We start from the raw sequence: 19463 nt of genomic DNA on the forward strand, positions 1-19463 counted from the left end.
CGGGGCGCATATCATAAGTATTAGCACAATTGAAACGATTCCAAGGCGTTTTGCATTCATAATATTACCTGTCGTCTTTGTTGTGACAACATTTAATAGGCTTCTCGGTATATATTCCTATGCCAATGGCGAAGAGTACCAAAGATATCGGTCCGGTAAAGGAGCACCTGAAGTCACTGGGACTGACCAAATACGAGGCCCTCGTCTATATTGCCCTCCTCAGGGTGGAGAGTGCCTCAGCAACGGAAATTCATGAAATATCGGGCGTCCCGCGGGCATCGGTGTACCCTGTCCTGGACAAACTGATGCGAAAAGGGCTCGTGAGCGTCTCGCACTCAACACCCAAGCGCTTCACCGCAACGCCGCCCGAAGAGGGGGTGGAACACCTCCTCCGGCAGATCGAACGCGACGCCGAGGCCGCACGGGCAGGTCTTGTGGCGATATTTGAGTCGCGCGGGGACCGGGAGGAGAAGAAACAGGAGATGATATGGACGCTCTCCGGAAGCGAGACCATCGAAAGCAGGATAAGCGACATGTTCGGCAATGCCACCTCCTCGGTGATCATCTATGGGGACCGTGAACTGTTCACCCCGCGGATCATGGAATTTATCCGGGATATCCCTTCGGCCGTCGATATCGATATTGCCACCAACGGCACCTTTGCCCCGGGGGAACTTTCCGGCCATGTCCGCGTACGGAATATCGAACATCTCATTGAAAGCGGCCTCCTGCAGGGCGATCATATGGCCGGCGTCTTCATTACGGACCGTGAACGTGTCCTCCTGCGCATGAACGGCGCCGATACAACACCAAGTGCCCTCTACTCCGAATCCCCCGCATTTCTCCAGCTGTTCCTGAATTACTGGAATCACATCATCTCCAATATCTTCGCCTGATCCCCCCTTCCCGGCGGGGAATCCAACCAAATATGTTTTACAGGAAAGAGCCACATTACTCTTAATGATCCCCGGAAGAGCGCAGGAAATCGTGCAGTGGATACTGAATGCAGCAGGGTATGACGTCGATGAAGGGGACGGCCGTCATGACCTGTCGGCGTTCAACGACAGGGAATGTGTCGTCATCCTCTGTTCCGACGAGAGGAACCGGATTGAGGAATTTGCATGGCTGAAATATCGGATCAGCAGCGACAGCGGCCCTGAGGAATGCAGGAAACTGCTGGTGACGGGTGCCGCAGGCGTGGATACGGGCAACTGCACCGTCTGGAATGAGGAGGATCTCGCCCGGCAGGCGGCAAAGGCCACGCTCAGCTACGTTCAGGGGGAACGACCGGTCCTGACCTTCGATGCGCCGGTGACCCGAAGGGTGATCAACACCGTCGCCGAGGAAGAGGAGACCGTCGACATCCCGCATCTGCCCGTCACCATCAGCCAGGAGAAGGCAGTGAAGATTGCAGGCATCAGGGGGGCTGCAGAGTGCCGGTTTATACCCTACTGGGTCTTCGAACTGGAGAGCACGGGCGAGATCGTCTACAAGAGTCATGTCATCTCCTTTGATAAGAAGAAGGTGGGCACCATCAGTGCAATTAACGGACTTCCCGGGGACTTTACCGCCGATATCATCGATAATACTCCCGTTCCCGCCTCCGCCCAGATACTGACGCCGAAATTTTCGAAGACAGAGGCGGCCGAGCAGCTGATTGCCGAGCTCATCAAGGAACTCTCGAAGACCGTCCGGGTCAGCCAGCCGCAGGGGGACACCATCTGTTACGAAGACCGTGAATTCCGCCCCGAGCGCTCCGACATCACCGTCGACCTCTCCCTCGTCTATGTCCCGGTCTGGCAGATCCGCGGCAACCGGATCGTCGAGGTGAACGCCTACACCGGCGACATCCTCGAGGTGCCGATGGACGACGGGGTGGAAGTCCTCTAGGAGGAGACGTCATGATCACGGTCATCGGAGGAGGGCCCGCGGGACGGCTTGCCGCCCTGCGTCTTGCCGGGTTCGGCCGGGAGGTCCGTCTCATCGACGGGCGCCCGGAGGGCCTCGGCGGGCAGTGCCTCCACCACGGGTGCATGGTCATCAATGCCCATAATGATGCGGCAAAGGCCGTCGACGCCGCCCGCACGCTCGCAGGACTCGGCATCCTCGATGACACCCCTCTTCTCTCCTACGATGCCCTGAAGACGGAGATGGCAGGTATCCAGGAGACCATCGCCGCCGTCATCCATAAGGAGACCATCGAGGCGGGCGTGGAGGTCATCCGGGCCCATGCCACCGTCAGGGGAAAGGAGGTCTTCCTCGATGGCAAACGGCAGACGCCCTCCGAAGCCATCCTGATTGCAACGGGGTCACGGCCGTCCGTCCCCGACATTCCCGGAACCGGCCTTCCCGGCGTCTACAGCGCCCATACCCTGCATCACCTTCGCCGCCTTCCCGAACGGATGGTGATCATCGGCGGCGGCGTGGTTGCCTGCGAGTATGCCTATGCGTTTGCCGCCTACGGGACCGCTGTCACCATGGTGGTCAGAAGTGAGCTTCTCCGCTCGTTGTATCCGCATCTCAGGGCAGAGGTACGCCGCGATCTCGATGCGGTGACCATTCTGGAGCACTCGGACCCCTGTGCCATCGAGGGCGTTGAGACGGCGACGGGCGTCCGCATCCGTACGGAGACCGGGGGGGAGGCGACCATCCCCTGCGATGCGGTGCTCATCGCCGCGGGCCTCGTGCCCCGGACGGAGGATATCAATGGCATCGCCCTCGGCCCTGCGGGGGAGATCCTCGTGAACGATCGCTACGAGACATCGGTGGAGGGGGTCTATGCGGCGGGCGACGTGACCGGTCCGCCCTACCTGACGCCGGTCGCCCGCCGGGAGGGACGGGCCGCTGCGGATGCCATCCTCGGCCGGACGCCCCCACCCATCCCCGCCGCCGTACCCCAGGCAATCAAGCTTCGAAACGAGCATTCCTTCGCCTTCCTGCCGGGCCGGGAGCAGGACCCGCTCGCCATCCCCTCACCCGCAGGTCCGGGGTCCTTCTGGTCGGTACCTTCGCGCCGGACCGGCCGCGCCGTCCTCGAGGCCGACCGGACGACAGGGCACCTGACCGGATTCTACGAGGCGTCGCCGACGTCATCGACCGCGGCGGGATACCTTGCCTGGTGCATCAGCGAGGGGGTAAACGCGGATGCACTGGAATCCTTTCTGGAGGTGCACCCCTCCTCCGAGGGAGTGCCGTGGCTCATCCGCTATATCGCCGAACTCCGGGAAAAAGAAGAAAAATTTTGATTGTTTAGTCCTCTGCCACGAGCCAGTCGTAGAAGAAGACCGCGATGAGGGCACCCACTATCGGTCCGATGATGTAGATGGGAAACACCGACCAGACATCCGGACCGCCGAAGAGGGTATCTCCGAGGGCAGGCCCGAAACTGCGGGCGGGATTGAGGGACGACCCCGTAATGCCTCCCACGACGGTGATGATGCCGGCGACGGTCAGCCCGATGATGAGCCCCGCAAACCCGGGCGGCGCCTTCTCGTCGACGGCCACACCCATGATGACGAGCATCAGGAGGAACGTGCCGACGATCTCTGCGAGGATCGCCATTGCATAGGTAATCCCCGCCGCCGGTGCCGTCGCCCCCAGCCCGCCGATCTCGTAGGCGGGTGGGCCGATGATCAGTGCGAAGAGGATACTTGCGATTGCCGCCCCGATGAGCTGCGCAATGATATACGCGACGGTGTCTTTTGTCCCGAACCGCCGCGTCGCCCAGAGGGCGATCGTCACGGCCGGATTGATGTGGGCACCGGAGATCCGGCCCATCGCATAGATGGCTGCGGCAATGGCGAGGCCGAACCCGAGACCAATGGCCAGCCAGTCAGCGAGACCGCCGAGTGTGCCGATCGACCCCCCGCCGAAGAGCCCGGAATTGGTGTCTGCAATGATGAGCGTCATCACCGCCGACCCACAGCCGAAGAAGACCAGGATCATGGTGCCCACCAGTTCGGCAACCGAACGGCGCATCAGCGATGCCATGTCCTATGTCCCTCCTTTCTCGTGCAGGGCCGCATGGCAGTCGCCGCAGAGAATCCTTGGCAGCGTCTTCTTCTCCTTTTTCATCGGGAAGGGATAGCCACCTTCCCACATAGGCATCTCCTCACGGATCGCATGGTCCATGCACAGCCCCATGCCGCAGACGATGCAGATGGCGACCGCCTCGGTGTCCTTTCCTCCCTTGGCACATACATAGCATTTCATTCTCACTACCTCCGTTTCCGGGAGTGGCCCGGGGACGGCGTGGCGGTGTGAGGGGGAGCCCCTCAGACCGCCTCACGGTACTGGCAGTATTCGTGCCGGAAGTCAACACATGATGCCGAGGCACAGCTCTTGCAGGCACGCACCGGTGCCGCCGCCTTCGCCTTGTCGAGGGCGATGACGTTCGTCATCATCGTCGCCGTCACCGGCTCCGACGTGAGCAGGCACGGGTAATCGGCAAGGCTCATGAGCGCTGCGAACCGGACGGTGATGGCACAGGCCGGATAGACATAACGCTGCGGGTTCATGATGACCTCGTTCTTCGTCAGGGGCGAAAGGTCGATGGGGAGACCGCTGACGTTGGGCCTCATGTCTCCTCCGCTGCCATTCTTCACCCTGCGGGCACGGTCCATGATGTTCCATCCGCGGTAGACCATGTCCATGAAGTCACAGTTGTGCAGTTCGGCTGCCGCACCACGGGTCGGATAGAGCTGCACATAGTTGTGGAAGCGGCGGGTGAGGAGCTCGACGACCGTCAGGCCGTTGAAGCCGTCCATCTCGAGGAGATACTCGGCCGCTGCCGCCCCGGAACCGGTTGCAAGCGAGAGCACCTGCCCGGGGTTGGTGAACTTCGGGAGGGCCGCACGCAGCGATGTCTCCATCACTTCGGTAACGCTCTCGATGATTGCCATTACCATATCGTCCTTGCACATGTTGTACGTGGACTGGGCGATGTGGTGGGCGATATCTCCCACACAGTAGGCGGGAACAGTGACGATGTTTGCATAGTGAACATCGTCATCGACTGCCGCCTTGACATAGGGGAGCATCCGGTCCCGGTAGGTCGCCATGTACTTGCGGACATCGAAGGAGTCGACACCGGCGCCATCCATGAGCTTTGCCTGAGCCTCGACCGGTGTCTCGTAGATCGCCTGAAGCTGAGCAATCTCCTTGTCTACGGCAGCGGCGAGGGTATCGCCTGCTTCGACGGCATGGGCAAAGACCTCCCCCACACCGTAGGAGGTGTTCATCCCCCATGATTTTGCCGCAAGAATCGCCTTCTTGTGGTCGGCGGGGATGTCCGTCTTCTGGAGAATCTGGTTGACCACGTTGGAGGTCGACCCCGGAATAAGGGCGAAGTCCACCACACAGGTCGGGCCGTAGAATCCCGCATACCTGCGGGCGGATTCAAGACCGATGAGGGCTTCGGACTTCTTAATCTGTGCAATGAAGGTATCGAGGCTCTTCTTGAAGGCTTCGTCCTCGTCACAGAGGATCTCCAGGACGACCGGCGTCTGGTAATGTTCGACGAACGGGTCATCCTCCGGCTTGACGAAGTCCGTCAGCCCCTTCAGGGTGTCGAAGTGGGCATTCACCGACTGTACATGCAGGTCGATAACCGCCTTGGACTGGTCGCCTTCCGCCTTCATTTTATTGACGGCATCGACGTATCCCTGCCCGTCGGCCACCTTGAACGGCCCGCCGCGCTTTGCTTTCAGGATGTTGACGTCGGCTCGCTGGGCGCCCATCGCCTCGTCAATCATCTTCTTGTAGAGTTTTTCCATACATACCACCTCACATAGCGGTGATGCCCCTTATTGTGTGGCACCAGATAAGGCTATCTATAGTGCCACAAAACTACTAATAATCGTAAAATTTCCAATATAAAAGTTAATATGGTTTAATTTTATTGATCAACACACAAATCGGGGATAGATCAGATATCCGTGCTGTTTCAGACGGAGATCACGAAAAATACGCCTCAGCTTCCCGCAGGATCATCCATCTTCCTGTCGATCCATGCGGCGATGATCGCCCTGAGATCCTCCCTTCCGGGATTCTCCGGTGCCTTTTTTCGAACCTCTTCCTCGAGCTCGTCGAGGAGAGGATGGATCACATCCTGTACCATATCCGCGGCCCGTACCCCTTCCATATCCTGCGCCCGGTGCCGAAGCAGGGCGGCAAGGTGGTCCATCTCACCGGTCATGATGAGGATCGTTTCCAGGTTCATCGCCCCCATCTCCGGTTCGCCGGGGTTTGTTGTTCCGTCTGTCATAATCCGCTCCCTGCCGGTCTGTCGGCAAAAATCAGCCCCAATCACCACCGACCATACCGGGGGTAGAATGTGGCCGTTCCCGCACATTAATGCATCCCCCTGTGCGAATGGGCGAACCAGCCGCCCATTTTGCCTATCGTTATTGCATATCAGATTAAGGAAACCATAAATAACTGAAACATCCTATAAAAATATGGCAGAGTCATGCCGGTACATTATGTACTGATACTCCCCGGAAATGAGTGAAGAAGATCCATCCAAACACTAGGACAACCTCGGTAATTCCTGACGCTGCCGCCTGATCCCCAAACAGGTGGCCAAAGCCTCTATCGAATCATGTTGTTCACCTCTTCAACAAACACCCCCCAAATGTTACATTGAGGAGATATTCCCATTCTCATTCCCGGGCACGCCGGAAGGGTACCGGACATATTATCCGGTACGGGCATCGTCGTCTGCCGCCTAACAGGACCGGATGCATACGGGTACCCCCAACATCCCTGTGCTCCGCATATAATCCCCCTTCCGGCACACCCCACCTCTTGTCACCGTTTTCCCATCATTCAATTATGCCGGTAAAACCCGTCTTTACCCTTGACAGGATGGCCGGACATCCCGGCGCAACGGAGTGTCAACGCCGATGCCGGCGGTATGCTCCTGAACATAAGAGAAATTAATGCCATAGAAGAACCACATTTCCTCACGACCTCCGCGGGAGTGATGTTGGCCTATGGCGATTTTTGATAATATCTTCGGGCAGGGAAGCGGCCCGGACCCCTGGATCGAGAAGGGGAAGGCAAGCTTCGGACAGGGGAAGTACGAGGAGGCGCGCAGGCACTTCGACAAGGCCCTTGAACTCAACGACAACAACCCGGGCATCCACTATCTGCGCGGCCAGGCACTCTTCAATCTGGGGGACATGCGGGGAGCGGAGGCGTCCTTTAGGAGATGCGTGGCCATGGTACCGGACGACATCCCCTCATGGGAGGCGCTCGGTGCGGCACTGATGCGCGAGGGGAACTACGAAGGGGCGATCGAGTGCCACGACCGCGTGCTCGCAGCGAAGAAGGCGGACCTGCATACCTCCCTCCAGAAGGTGCGCTGCCTCGAACACCTGGGAAGCTACGCCCGGGCGGCATCGCTGATGGAGGACGTGGCGGCCCTCCAGCCGGACGACATGGCATTTCGCGAGGAGGCGGGACGGCTGGCCCTCATCGCCGGGAACTTCGCCGACGCGTCGTCCCATTTTGCCGCCGTCCTGAAGTTCAGGCCCGATGACGCCCATCTCCTCGCCTCGGCGGCTGAGGCCGCCCAGAAGAAGGGGGACAACGAGGCGGCCGCCGATCTCTACCGCCGGGCGATTGCCGCCGAACCGGAGGACCGGGGCACCACGATGCGCCTTGCCCTCCTCTATGACATGCTCGGCCGTCACAGCGATGCCGCGGAGGCCTACCGGAAGGTGCAGCTCGCCGACCCGGACAACCCGACCGCTGGGTTTCTCCCGGGCCGCGTGCCTCTTCTTCCGGGGCGATTACCGCGAGTGCACCCGGGCTCTTGAGATCGTGACGAAGAAGAACCCGGAGGACGTGAATGCATGGTACATCATGGGGGCGGCGTTCGAGGCGACGGGCGAATTCGCCCGCGCCGGGGAGTCTTTCGATGCGATGCTCAAGATCGACCAGGAGAACAGCCTTGCCTGGTACCATCGCGGCATCGCCATGATCAACACCGGCCGCTACGAAGACGCCCTCTACAGCTTCGAGAAGGTGATGACCGGCGGCGGAGGTGACAGTGCAATGTCCTGGATCAACACCGAGGCGGACCTCAACCTCTTCGGCCAGGAGACATCGAAGCGGCAGGCGGTGGCCCGGACGATGGACATCGACGTCCGGGAAAATGCCCTCCTTGAACGGCAGGCGGATGCATATATGCACCTGAGGAAGTACCGCGAGGCGCTCACCGTCTATACGCGGCTTCTCGACGCCGACCGCAACAATGTCGACGCATGGCGCAACAAGGCAGAGGCGCTCATGAATATGGGCGACTACGAGCGGGCCGCCGAGGCGCTTACGAAGGTGACGACGGCCTACCCCACGGACTGGCCGGCCCTGACGATGCTCGGCGACGCCTGGATGAAGACGGGGAATCCCGCAAAGGCAGAGGAGGTCTACCACAAGGTGGTCGGGGCGGGACACGGAGATATCGGCACGGTGCGCAGGCTCGGGGAGATGTACCAGAACAGCGGGCGCCACGAAGAGGCGCTTGCCCTCTTCGATGAAGTCCTCGCCGTCCACCCCGCCGATGCCGGCACCCAGGTCCTCAAGGCGGCATCCCTCCTCGAACTCGGCCAGTACCACGAGGCCCTTGCGGCCTACGAGGCGGTCGGGGGCAAGCACGCCCGCGACCTGACCGTGCTCCGGTCGATGGCGACGGCCTTCGAACATCTCGGCATGTATCCCGACGCCCTTGCGATGATTGATCAGGCGCTCGCGATTGCTCCGCGGGACATCAGCCTCTTCTCCCAGAAGGCGGGACTTCTCGAGAAGGCCGGCGAACTCGAGGCCGCGGCCGAGTACTATACCCGTGTCGTCGAGGAGGAACCGGGACGAGCCGGGGCCACCCTCCGGTTCGGGGAATCGCTCAAGTGCCTGGGGAAGTTCGATGAGGCGATCTACTTCTACCAGCGCTCGCTCGAGCGCAACAAGGAGGACCCGGATGCATGGATTGCGCTCGGGAACGCCTATCTGAGAAAGGGCGATCCCGCCCATGCCCACCGGTGCATGGAGAAGGCCGAAGCCCTTCGCCCGGACGACCCGGTGATCCGGTTCGAGCACGGATGGATTCTCGCAAAGATGCGGATGTACCCCGAGGCGATCGCCGCCTTCGACGAGGCGCTCGCCCGCAACCCCGACCACGCCCCCTCACTTCGGGAGCGGGCAAATGCCCTCCTTGAAAGCGGCAGGCCGGATGAGGCGGCAAAAGGGCTCACCGGGTACCTCGCCCTCGTCCCGGACGACACCTCCGCCCGCATCCTTCTCGGGCATGCTGAGGAACAGAACGGCAACTACGAAGAAGCGATTGCCCGGTACCGCGAGGCGCTGGAGGCAAACCCGAAGGACACGGACACATGGCTGCGCCTCGCAGGGGCCTTCATGCACGAGGGCCGGTACGGGGAGGTCGCCGATGTTGCGGCCGCGGTGACCGAAGAGGACCCTGCAAGCCGGGCGGCCTGGGAGTTCCGCGCAGCCGCACTGGAGCGCCTCGGGCGCTACCAGGAAGCCATCGCCGCGTGCCGCAAGCTGATCTCCTTTGACGAGGGCGACACCCTTGCCCGCTCACGGCTGGCAGGAGCCCTCCTCAAGTCGGCGAATTATGCGGAGGCCGCAGAGGCATATGCCGCGGTCGTTGCGGCAGAACCGGAAAACGCCGAGGCCCGGTACCTGATGGCCGAGGCGCTTCTTGCCTCCGGGCAGTACAAAGACGCCCTCCGGGTCGTCCGGGAGATCCGCGGGCTCTCGCCACGGTCCCCGGTTCCCCCCTTCCTGTCGGCCCGCATCAACGAGCGGCTCGGCCTCTTCGATGACGCGGCAGAGGATTACCGAAGCTCCATCGAGCTCGACCGGAAGAACCCGGCGTTCTGGTGTGCCTATGGCCTCCTTCTCGATGCAGTGGGACGCTACCAGGAGGCGGGCAAGGCCTTCGAGACGGTCCTCGAAACAGACCCCGAAAATATCACCGCCCTCTACGGAAAGGGCATCGCCCTCGCCGACATCGGCAGGCACGAAATGGCCGTGGAGGCATTCAAAAAGGTGATCGCCCGGAATCCGGCCTTCACCGCGGCCGCAACGAGAATGGGGGCGTCGCTTGCCTGCCTGGGCAGATATGAAGAGGCGGCGGAGGCCTTCGCCACCCTCGCCGAACCGGAACCTCCGGCAGAAAAGACGGGCCCTGCCACCTCCCCCACGTCCGATTTTGACTGACCGGCAGGAAACCGGGACATACCCCTTATTTTGATGCCGCCTCTTCACGCCGTGCGTCGCTGAATATCAGGAGACGACCGTCTTCGCCTTCATAGACAATCGGAAGCACCCGGACACGGGCGCTGACCTTTCCTGCGCAGGCGGCCCAGGGGGCGGGTTCGCTCTCCGCGAGGGAGGGTTCCGGGAGCGTGCCCCCGAAGAAGAGGGTGGCAAATGAGATGCCGCGGAGGCGTCCGGGGTCGGGGATGCCGGCAAGGGCGGCCATCGGATGGTTGGCAAAGACGATCTCCCCCTTTTCACCGAGAACGGCGACCGGGACGCCCACCCCTTCCGCGAGGAGCCGGAACGATTCGCGTACCATGTGCATCCAGCGGTCGTCGAGACAGCTGACCACCAGACGCTCCGGCTCCTCCCCCTCTCCGGAGACCCGCACCGCCCGGATGCGCAGGTGGACGGCGCCGTCCCTGCCGGTGACGGCATGACCATAGCCGGTGCCGGTCTGCATCGCATCGCCGATGATGGCCCGTACGGCGTCATGGTCGCCGATGAAGTCGCCGAAGGCCATACCGACCGCCGCCGTCCCGGCCTCCCCGAAGATCGCCGTCGTACTGCCGCTGGTGGAGAGGATCTCTCCTTGCGGCGTGAGGACAAAGATGGCGCAGGGGAGGCTTTCGATGAGGGCGTGGAGAAGCCTGAGCTCCCCCTGCCCCCGCCTGAGTTCGGAGACATCCCGGAAGATGCCCCGGGTCGAGAGGGGGTTGCCGTTGTCGCACCGGCAGTTGACGCTCCCCTCCAGGTAGACCCTTCTCCCGTCGCGTGTGAGATAGGTGGTACGGAACCGCGAGTGCTCGGCACAGTTCATCAGTCCTGCGAAGAGGTGCATGTACTCGTCGAGGGATTCGGGGGCGACGACGTCGAAGATCGTCATCGAGTTGATCTCCTCTTCCGTATAGCCGAGCGTCTCCCGCCAGGCACGGTTCACATGGATGATCGTCCCGTCCGGACGGACCGATTCGATCAGGTCATTTGCGTGTTCGACGAGATCGAAGAACCGGATCTCGCTCTGGGCGAGTTTTTGTTCCATCTGCCGTTTCTGAACGGCAATTCTCAGCTGGTTCGTGATGTCGGTGAAGATCTCCCTGACCGCGATGCCCTTGCGCTGGTATCCTGTGGCTCCTGCATTGAGGGCCTCGATGACCACCTCCTCTTCCGACTTGCCCGTGAGGATGAAGAAGGGAATGTCGTCGTACCGTGCCCGGACCTCCCGGAGAAACTCGACCCCGTTCATCCCCGGCATGTGATAATCCGAGACGATGGCGTCATATTCCGATACCGCGAGCTTTTCAAGGGCCCCTTTCCCGGACGTGGCCGTATCCACCTGAATATCGCCGTCCTTTTCCAGAAAGAGTCTGCCTGCCTTGAGCACGTCCTCTTCTTCATCCACCATCAGCACTCGAAACACTACAACCTCACCTGCCATTCCTGACCCCTTGCAGCGCTTCCCACGCCGCATAGGATAAACAACCGCAATATGTCCTGTCTATTAGAAAAATGTTACCAAGAGCGGTGATATTCTGCGCTTTTAAGAGAATTTTTGTCCCGACGGGGATGAATCGGCCATTTCGGGGGGATGTATTGGATTAATTTTATAAGCACACAATAAATATCCATATGCTTACAGGTAATTCTATGGATATTGGTGAAATGCTTGGATCCTCCTTTACATATGCAAAGGAAGGACTTATCGGCGAATGGAAGCGATGGGCGCTCCTGCTCATCTCGACGATCATATTCCCGTTCCTGTACGGATATCTCCTCAGGATCTACCGGGGCGCCGTACCGGCACCGGACCCCGATGACTGGGTGAAGATGTTCGTGGACGGCATCCTGATGATCGTGATTGGGTTCATCTACGCCATCCCCGTGATCATCGTGGCGATGGTTCTCATGGGTGCGTCCATCTTCGCACTCATTGCAAACCCCGAATCCGCCGCAGGAATGGGCGGCATGATCGTGGGCATACTCGTTACCCTCATCCTCGCCCTGATCATCAGCCTCATATCGAACTTTGCCCTCATCCGGTTCGCCCGCGAAGGAAAGTTCGGCGAGGCATTCAACCTGAAGGCGATCCTTGCGGTCATCTCGAAGGTCGGCTGGCTGCACTACTTCATCGCCGTGCTCGTCTTCGGCATCATCACGACCGTGATCATGATGGCCCTTCAGTTCATCCCGTTCATCGGCTTCATCCTCTACCTCATCGCCCTGCCCTTCATCGCTGTCTGGTCGGCCCGCTACATCACGCTGATCTACGAGAGCGGGGCACCTGCGGATAACTGGTAAATAATAATTTCATCCCCATCTTTTTTTCCGCCACTTCCGACGAATTTGAAAGAAATATTCCGGGAAATCCCGGTATTTCCTGACGTTTCCCTGAAGAAAATTTTTATATTATAAAAAAAAGAGGAGGACATACCTAAGAGGTGTTCTTATGGGCATTGCAATCGGAGAAACACTCGGAAGCTCCTTCGAGTACGCGAAGGAGGGACTGTTCGGACAATGGGTGCGCTGGATTCTGCTCATCATCATCAGTGCCATTCCCATCATCAATTTCATCTTCACGGGGTACACCCTGCGCGTGATGAAGGGTATCACTCCCGCACCGGAACTGGAAGACTATGTCGATCTCTTCGTCACCGGTCTTATCGCCTTCATCATCGGCTTCATCTGGTTCCTGCCGGCGATGATCGTCGGGATGATCCTCATCGGAGGGGCGATCATCAGCGGAACCCTGTTTGACGTATCCTCCAACGCAGCGGCGCTTGCGGGCGCCCTGGTCGGACTGGGTATCGGCGCTGCGGTGACCGCACTCGTCTTCATCATCTTCTCGCTCGTTGCGATCATCGGGATCATCCGCTATGCACGGACGGGGAAGTTCGGCGAGGCCTTTGCCTTCAGCGCCATCCTCGAGACAATCAAATCCATCGGCTGGCTGAACTACTTCCTCGCCATCCTCATCTTCGAGATTGTCGCTGTCATTGTCTATGTCATCCTCGCCATCATCCCCATCATCGGGTGGCTCCTCGCCATCATCGCGGTTCCCTTCATCGGCATCTGGTATGCCCGCTATGTTGCAATCATCTATGACAGTGCAGGCGTCACGGCATAACCCGACCCTGACCACCATCACCATCACATTCTCTTTTCTTTTGCCGGATGACCCGGATACCCCGGGGTACGTGGTTTACGGATACCAAGGCGGATTCCAACCCGTGTTCATCGAAAATAACGCCATTGGGGCCTGATATAGACAAGTAACTCTAAAAAATGGTAATATGTACGAATATGTGTGATCAGGTGCCCGCCGGCCACACGCATCCTTTTCCTGTAAGCGACGGAGGGCTGCAGGGACCGGAGGGAAAATCGCCGGATTTCAGCCGAAGATGGTCCGGGACTCTTCCAGGGCCGCAACGGCAGGAAGCGTCTTTCCCGTCAGAAACTCGATGCAGGCCCCGCCGCCGGTGGAGATGTGGGAGAAGCCGGATGCGATGCCCATCGACTCGATGACCGCCGCCGTGTGGCCGCCGCCGACGACCGAGAACTCCGCCGCGGCGGAGGCGCGGAGAATTTCGTTCGTCCCGGTGGCAAAGAGCGGGTCTTCGAAGACGCCCGCCGGGCCGTTGAGGACCACCGTCCCCGACGAGCGGATCAGGTCGGTGATGGGGCCTACGGACTCGAGGCCGAGGTCGAGGACGGGGAGGTTGCCGATGGCCTCCACCGGCACATCACGGCGGGCATCACCGTCGCGGACCGCAACGGTCTCCGGGAGCACCACGCGGTCGCCGTGGCGGGCGAGGATCTCCTTCGCCTTTGCCACCTCGCCGGTGTAGCCCAGCTGGGTGATGAGATCGCGGGCGGGCGTGCCGACATCGATGCCCTGTGCCATAAAAAAGACATTTGCGACGACGCCGACCGCAAGGACTGTATCTGCAATCCCCTTTTCGAGGACGTTGGCGGCGACATCGAGGGAGTCGTCCACCTTCGTCCCCCCGAGAACGAAGGTCACCGGGTCCGGGGCGCCGGAGAAGACCCTGCCGAGGGTGGACACCTCCTTCTCCATCAGGAGTCCTGCCACCGAGCGGAGGGCAAGGGGAAGGCCAACGATCGTCGGCTGGGACCGGTGGGCGGTCCCGAAGGCGTCGTTGACGTAGAGGTCGCCCATCGCGGCGAGCCTTCGGACGAGATGGGTGTTCTTCGCCTCCGCAGCGGGCATCTTCAGGTTCTCCTCCGCGTTGAAGCGGACGTTTTCGAGCATGACGACCTCACCGGGTTCCATCGCGGCGACCGTCTCCCGGGCGCTCCGGCCGAAGATGTCGTCCACATAGGTGACCGGCTGGGGGATCATCTGGTCGAGTTTTGCCGCATGGCCCTCGAGGGTCGTGAAGTCCTTCTTTCCCGGCCGGGACTGGTGGGTGAGGATGACACACCGGGCGTCCTCGCATGCCCGCACCGTCGGCACATGTTCGCGGAACCGTTTGTCATCCAGAATCAGGTTCGATGCCGGGTCAATGGGCGAGTTGAAATCGACACGGAGAAGCACCGTCTTTCCATGAATATCAGCATCGTTGAGGGTTCCAAACTTCATCGCTTCCACCGGTAAACACCAGAGAGGTCGAACGGCTCTCTTCTGAGGTACCTTTTGAGCTGGAATGAGATATTGGTTTCTTCAGGGCCGGGGACGGGAGCTGCAGACAAGAGGGGCAGGCCCCTTCATTCTCTGGCACAAGAGCGCCGTCAGGGCCGGACGTGGCACCGGAACCTCTCATTTGCACCGGGCCGAACTTCTCCTGTTTCTCAGGCGCCCCGGTCTCCGCGACGACGAAGGGGCACATCCACGAACCCTGCCCCGACCGGCGAGGCCGCGGCTCACGGGACGGAGATTAAAAAAACGAAAAATTGGGGTACTAATGAGAATTAGTATCTGGGTTTTCTGTGCTTCGGGAAGCAATCGTTGCAGTACACAGGTCTTCCTTCAGCAGGCCTGAACGGAACTTCACATTCCTTTCCGCAATCTGAACAGGTTGCCTTATGCATCTCGCGGGGACCGTCAAACGAGCGTCTCTGTCCACCGCCGCCACGGGGGCCGCCGTAGGAGCCGCCACGCTGGCCGCCACTGGCACCACGGGGACCGCCGTAGGAACGCCGCTGTCCGCTGCCTTCGCCGCGGTAATCATCGCCGGATCGTCCCCTACCACTACTGTTCCCACGGCTACCGCCACGGTAATTGTTTCTGTCGTTCATGAGATAAACTCAGAAAGATACATGTTGTATGAGATAATAGAGCTTCGCATCACTCCCAAATCAACCGGAAGTGGATCAACTCACCTCAAACCGAATTTTAGAGGAAATATCGCCTTGAAATTGATATCAAACGCAGATTATCCCATTTTTATCCGCAGGCGCACCACGCCCCCCTGAGAGGATTTTTGAACAATACTGACCAAGTACATCCGACAGAGGAGAAGGGGAGATGGCGCACCGCCCCAGGGGGGCGCCACTCCCCATCCCCCCTCCTCGTAGCAAGAGGCAACAGGATGAAAACAACAGATACCACCGGAAGGGCAGGTCCGCCGGAGGACCAGCACATGGTCGAACGAATCTTTGAGATGGGACTCTGGAGCACCCGCTATATCGTGATCCTCGGGGTCATCTTCGGGGCAATCAGTGCAGTCGCCCTCTTTATCGCGGGCTCCCTTGAGATCTATAACGTGCTCAGCGAGTTTCTCTTTGCAGCGGAATCGCATATCGGGCATGAGGAGATCCTCATCGCCATCATCGGCGCAATCGATTTCTATCTGATTGCGCTGGTGCTGCTGATCTTCTCCTTCGGGATATACGAACTCTTCATCTCGGAACTGGACATCGCCCGCATGGCAGGCGATTTCGGGAACATTCTCGAGGTGACAAACCTGGACGACCTGAAGAACAAGATCGTCAAGGTGATCATCATGGTGCTCATCGTCAGTTTCTTCCAGCGCATCCTCTCGATGACTTTCACCACCTCCCTCGACATGCTCTGGATGGCCATCTCCATCTGTGTCATCTGCGTCGGCGTCTACTTTTTGGGACGCCACGTCTGATTTCCCGGCAGTTCCCCCATTTTTTTCTCACCGGCGCCGATGCCCCCCAACCATACGGGCGATATCGACGGAAGGGCGTGACATGCATCGATACGACATCAATGTAACCACGTATATTCTACACTTTTTTATTATCCGGGCCACATATTCAGATCATACACTCTTCCGGAACCAGCAATGAACACCTCCTCCCTTCGACGAATCCTCCCCGCAGGGGCGGCCGGGACGGCGATGCTTGCCGCCCCCGCCTGTGCGGCCGTCTGCCCGAAAGGTATCGGCAACTGCCCGTATCCGGGGAGGTGCCTGATGTACACCGATGCAGACGGCAACCGGCTCTGTGATTTCACGGCAACGGACGCCGGAAGCCCCGCAGGCGAGGTCGCCGCCTCCGCAGGGGACGGCACCTCCGCGGCCGGCACGACCCTCGACGGCCTCTCATCGTCCTCCCCGGACGCCGGCAGTACGGGGGCGGCCGATATCATCCTTGCAAGCCCCGCCCTTCTCTGGGCGGTGCTCTTTGTCATCATCAATATCGCCCTTCTCTGGGCAGTCCGGTCGGGCCGGACGGGCCTTCCGGCGAACCTGGACGTCGGCACCGTCGCCCTCACCTCCCTTGTCGCCCTCCCGGTCTCCGGGTGCCTCGCTCTCCTTCTCTCCGGCGACGTGATGCTCGGGTCGACGGGGGCGATCGTGTACATGCTCGCGGGGACCGTGCTTGCCGCCGTTGTCTGGACGCGGGGGCTGATGACGAAGAAAACGACACTTCTCCTGCTGGGGGCGACGACCGCCTTCGGTTTCGTCTTCGCAGCTCCGCTCATGCCGGTGTATTTCTACGGCTTCGTGGCGACGCTCACAGGCATCCAGGTACTGGGACTGGGCATGGCAGCCATCCTCCTCCTCGTGCTGCTGACCTTCTTTACCGGGCGGGCATTCTGCGCCCACATCTGTCCGGTCGGGACTCTACAGGAGCTTGCCTCGCGGCTTCCCGGCAGGAAATTCCGGGTGAACAACCGCATCGTTCCGCAGGCGGTCCGGCTCGTGGTGCTCGCGGCGGCCGTCGCCGGGGTTTTCGTATCGGTGAACCTCCTCGCCGCCACGGGGGTGGAGTCGTTCTTCTCGCTCGCCCTTACGGCAGGAACCCTCGTCTTTGCGGCGATCCTCGTGGTCTCGATCGTCGTGTACCGGCCCCTCTGCCGGTTCCTCTGCCCCTTCGGCGCGGTCTTTTCGGCCTGTGCGGCGGTCGGGACGACCGGTATCGTCCGCACCGACGCCTGCATCGGGTGCCGGAAGTGCGAGAAGGTCTGCCCGACGGGGGAGGCGGCACCCGATACGAGAAACGCCGAGTGCTATCTCTGCGGCCGGTGCACGGAGGTATGCCCGGTCGAGGGGGCGCTCGTCTTTTCGGACCCGTTTGCCGGTGAAAAGAAGATCTAGTACCGGTATTGTTCCGGAAACGGGGGTACGAGGCAAAACGGGAGAAAGGCTTTGGCGTCCACACCCCAAGATTCGGATCATGCTCTCTGCCCAGACCATCTTTTTCATCGTGGTGTTCCTCTTCCTCATCCAGGGACTCACCCACGCCATCGTCGCCATCGTCCTCTATGCCCTCCTAACGCGCCTGCCGGTCCCGGCACCGGGACAGGCGGCAGTGGCGCTCGGAGGGGCCGCCGTTCTTCTGGTGGCATTTGCATTCGCAAGTTCACAGATGGGCTATGCGTTGGGCGCCATCACGCTCATGCTCACCACCCCCCTCCTGATCGCCGCCCCGCTCCTCGTCCTCTCCGCACAGGAGCGGTACCGGGCCTGCACAGGGTATCCGGCCATCTTCGGTGCCCTCTTCCTCGGCGCCGCCACCGGGAACGTGCTCCAGCTCGCCTATCCATCAATGTACATCGCCTCGCTTGTCGAGGGACCGTCCCCGTGGCTCTTTCTCCTGCGTATGGGGATCATCGGTATCATGTACATCGCCCTCACCGCGGGCTCGTTTGCCGTCATCTGCAGGATGCAGCGCCAGAGTGCGATCTGCTGAATTCTTCCAGCTACCTCAACGACCCGACGGAGACGCCGGAAGACGACCGCCTCACCTAGATCCAGTATCCGGTGCAGGAGAAGAGTGAGGAAAGAGGCGGCCAGTCAGGCCGGAAATGATTTTTCTTCTCCGGGGCGCATCCACGTCCCTTACCGGGTGCCAGATGCGACGATTTTTCCGCATCAGGAGGACATCCGGGCAGAATTGATTTTTAATTTTTTTTTGATACCGAAAACGGGAGAACAAACCGCAGGGTGACCGTCATACATAAATGAAAGCGAGGGAATATCACTTCCTATGATCCGAAAAGCAGTAACGGTTCTTCTTTTCGTCGCATGTATCGTCGCAACGGCGGCAGCGGCGGAAGGCGCCACGATTGGCGGTGATATCGGCTATTACCAGGTCAATGCCAATGTCGCGGGGGCAGAGGTCTCCTTCAACGATGATTACAAAGGTGTCACCGGGGAGGACGGCACTCTCACGGTCGAGGTCTATGTGACCGGCACGCCCTATACCACCTACTCCGTGGCAAAGGAAGGCTACGAGACATTCAACGGCGAGATCACCCGGTACCCGGCAAAGGGCGAGACCGTCCAGCTCGAGGCAGAGCTCTCCCCGCTGACGGTCGGCGGTGACATCGGCTATTACGAGGTCGTCACCAACGTCCCCGGTGCAGAGGTCTCCTTCAATGACGACGACAAGGGTGTCACCGGCGCAGACGGCACCCTCACGGTCGAGGTCTACGTGACCGGCACGCCGTACACCACCTACTCCGTGGCAAAGGAGGGCTACGAGACATTCACCGCAGACATCACCGGGTACCCCGCGAAGGGCGAGACCGTCGAGCTGCAGGCCGACCTGATGATGATCCCGGTCACCCAGCCGACGACCGAGCCGACGCAGAGTCCATTCCCGCTGGCCGGGCTTGCAGGCCTTGCTGCCATCGGTGCGGTCCTGCTCACCCGGAGAGACTAACCCTTTTTTTCCCGCCCGGTCTTTCGGGCACCAGCCCATCCCCCGGACAGTACCGTCGCAGTTCTCCTGCACCGCCA

Annotated in this window: 18 protein-coding genes and 1 pseudogene; 12 read left to right on the top strand and 7 right to left on the bottom strand. The window is 60.4% G+C overall.

Annotated features, from left to right (window positions below; translation table 11 throughout):
* The first annotated feature begins 125 nt into the window (after window positions 1-125).
* From AZH53_RS07545 to AZH53_RS07555, 3 genes are all read left to right on the top strand, one after another.
* Window positions 126-896: a TrmB family transcriptional regulator gene (locus tag AZH53_RS07545; protein ID WP_319642902.1), complete on the top strand. Its 771-nt coding sequence runs from the start codon at window positions 126-128 to the stop codon at window positions 894-896.
* 64 nt (window positions 897-960) lie between these two features.
* Window positions 961-1890, top strand: a complete 930-nt coding sequence (locus AZH53_RS07550; protein WP_319642903.1) for a hypothetical protein — start codon at window positions 961-963, stop codon at window positions 1888-1890.
* Between the two features lie 11 nt (window positions 1891-1901).
* Window positions 1902-3245, top strand: a complete 1344-nt coding sequence (locus AZH53_RS07555) for an NAD(P)/FAD-dependent oxidoreductase (RefSeq protein ID WP_319642904.1) — start codon at window positions 1902-1904, stop codon at window positions 3243-3245.
* Between the two features lie 4 nt (window positions 3246-3249).
* Here AZH53_RS07555 and AZH53_RS07560 read toward each other — a convergent pair whose 3' ends face one another.
* The 4 genes from AZH53_RS07560 to AZH53_RS07575 all read right to left on the bottom strand — a co-directional run bounded on the left by AZH53_RS07560 (window position 3250) and on the right by AZH53_RS07575 (window position 6265).
* A complete protein-coding gene (locus AZH53_RS07560) occupies window positions 3250-3990 on the bottom strand; it encodes an MIP/aquaporin family protein (RefSeq protein ID WP_319642905.1) in 741 nt (246 codons plus the stop codon).
* Window positions 3991-3993: 3 nt separating this feature from the next.
* Window positions 3994-4212 carry a DUF2180 family protein gene (locus tag AZH53_RS07565; protein WP_319642906.1) on the bottom strand — a complete coding sequence of 73 codons (219 nt, stop codon included), beginning with the start codon at window positions 4210-4212 and terminating at the stop codon, window positions 3994-3996.
* Between the two features lie 62 nt (window positions 4213-4274).
* Window positions 4275-5774, bottom strand: coding sequence for a DUF2193 domain-containing protein (locus AZH53_RS07570; protein ID WP_319642907.1), 1500 nt, complete (start codon window positions 5772-5774; stop codon window positions 4275-4277).
* A 197-nt stretch (window positions 5775-5971) separates the two neighbouring features.
* The gene (locus tag AZH53_RS07575; protein ID WP_319642908.1) at window positions 5972-6265 is read right to left on the bottom strand and encodes a hypothetical protein; all 294 of its coding nucleotides are present in this window, start codon (window positions 6263-6265) and stop codon (window positions 5972-5974) included.
* A gap of 730 nt (window positions 6266-6995) precedes the next feature.
* On the opposite strand from AZH53_RS07575, the gene AZH53_RS07580 reads away from it, so the two are divergent.
* Together AZH53_RS07580 and AZH53_RS07585 are read left to right on the top strand one after the other, a co-directional pair.
* Window positions 6996-7823, top strand: a complete 828-nt coding sequence (locus AZH53_RS07580) for a tetratricopeptide repeat protein (protein ID WP_319642909.1) — start codon at window positions 6996-6998, stop codon at window positions 7821-7823.
* A gap of 4 nt (window positions 7824-7827) precedes the next feature.
* On the top strand, window positions 7828-10245 hold the full coding sequence (locus tag AZH53_RS07585; protein ID WP_319642910.1) for a tetratricopeptide repeat protein: 2418 nt from the start codon (window positions 7828-7830) through the stop codon (window positions 10243-10245).
* A gap of 25 nt (window positions 10246-10270) precedes the next feature.
* Here the strand turns inward: AZH53_RS07585 and AZH53_RS07590 are convergent, their stop codons facing one another.
* On the bottom strand, window positions 10271-11725 hold the full coding sequence (locus AZH53_RS07590; protein ID WP_319642911.1) for a hybrid sensor histidine kinase/response regulator: 1455 nt from the start codon (window positions 11723-11725) through the stop codon (window positions 10271-10273).
* A gap of 209 nt (window positions 11726-11934) precedes the next feature.
* On the opposite strand from AZH53_RS07590, the gene AZH53_RS07595 reads away from it, so the two are divergent.
* Together AZH53_RS07595 and AZH53_RS07600 are read left to right on the top strand one after the other, a co-directional pair.
* Window positions 11935-12585 (top strand): DUF4013 domain-containing protein, encoded by a 651-nt coding sequence (locus AZH53_RS07595; RefSeq protein WP_319642912.1) that lies wholly within the window; start codon window positions 11935-11937, stop codon window positions 12583-12585.
* A 148-nt stretch (window positions 12586-12733) separates the two neighbouring features.
* Window positions 12734-13411 (top strand): DUF4013 domain-containing protein, encoded by a 678-nt coding sequence (locus AZH53_RS07600; protein ID WP_319642913.1) that lies wholly within the window; start codon window positions 12734-12736, stop codon window positions 13409-13411.
* Window positions 13412-13675: 264 nt separating this feature from the next.
* Here AZH53_RS07600 and AZH53_RS07605 read toward each other — a convergent pair whose 3' ends face one another.
* Together AZH53_RS07605 and AZH53_RS07610 are read right to left on the bottom strand one after the other, a co-directional pair.
* On the bottom strand, window positions 13676-14887 hold the full coding sequence (locus AZH53_RS07605; protein WP_319642914.1) for a phosphoglycerate kinase: 1212 nt from the start codon (window positions 14885-14887) through the stop codon (window positions 13676-13678).
* Window positions 14888-15216: 329 nt separating this feature from the next.
* Window positions 15217-15381 (bottom strand): annotated as a pseudogene (locus AZH53_RS07610) (CxxC-x17-CxxC domain-containing protein); the annotation flags it as partial.
* Between the two features lie 455 nt (window positions 15382-15836).
* Between AZH53_RS07610 and AZH53_RS07615 the strand changes: the two are divergent.
* The 5 genes from AZH53_RS07615 to AZH53_RS07635 all read left to right on the top strand — a co-directional run bounded on the left by AZH53_RS07615 (window position 15837) and on the right by AZH53_RS07635 (window position 19386).
* Window positions 15837-16382 (top strand): YqhA family protein, encoded by a 546-nt coding sequence (locus tag AZH53_RS07615; RefSeq protein WP_319642915.1) that lies wholly within the window; start codon window positions 15837-15839, stop codon window positions 16380-16382.
* Window positions 16383-16559: 177 nt separating this feature from the next.
* Window positions 16560-17816: a 4Fe-4S binding protein gene (locus tag AZH53_RS07620; protein WP_319642916.1), complete on the top strand. Its 1257-nt coding sequence runs from the start codon at window positions 16560-16562 to the stop codon at window positions 17814-17816.
* 79 nt (window positions 17817-17895) lie between these two features.
* Window positions 17896-18411 (top strand): hypothetical protein, encoded by a 516-nt coding sequence (locus AZH53_RS07625; RefSeq protein WP_319642917.1) that lies wholly within the window; start codon window positions 17896-17898, stop codon window positions 18409-18411.
* Window positions 18412-18495: 84 nt separating this feature from the next.
* Window positions 18496-18669 (top strand): hypothetical protein, encoded by a 174-nt coding sequence (locus tag AZH53_RS07630; RefSeq protein WP_319642918.1) that lies wholly within the window; start codon window positions 18496-18498, stop codon window positions 18667-18669.
* A gap of 39 nt (window positions 18670-18708) precedes the next feature.
* Window positions 18709-19386, top strand: coding sequence for a hypothetical protein (locus tag AZH53_RS07635; RefSeq protein WP_319642919.1), 678 nt, complete (start codon window positions 18709-18711; stop codon window positions 19384-19386).
* Window positions 19387-19463 lie beyond the last annotated feature (77 nt).

The organism is Methanovulcanius yangii (genome assembly GCF_018687785.1).
GTDB lineage: Archaea > Halobacteriota > Methanomicrobia > Methanomicrobiales > Methanomicrobiaceae > Methanovulcanius > Methanovulcanius yangii.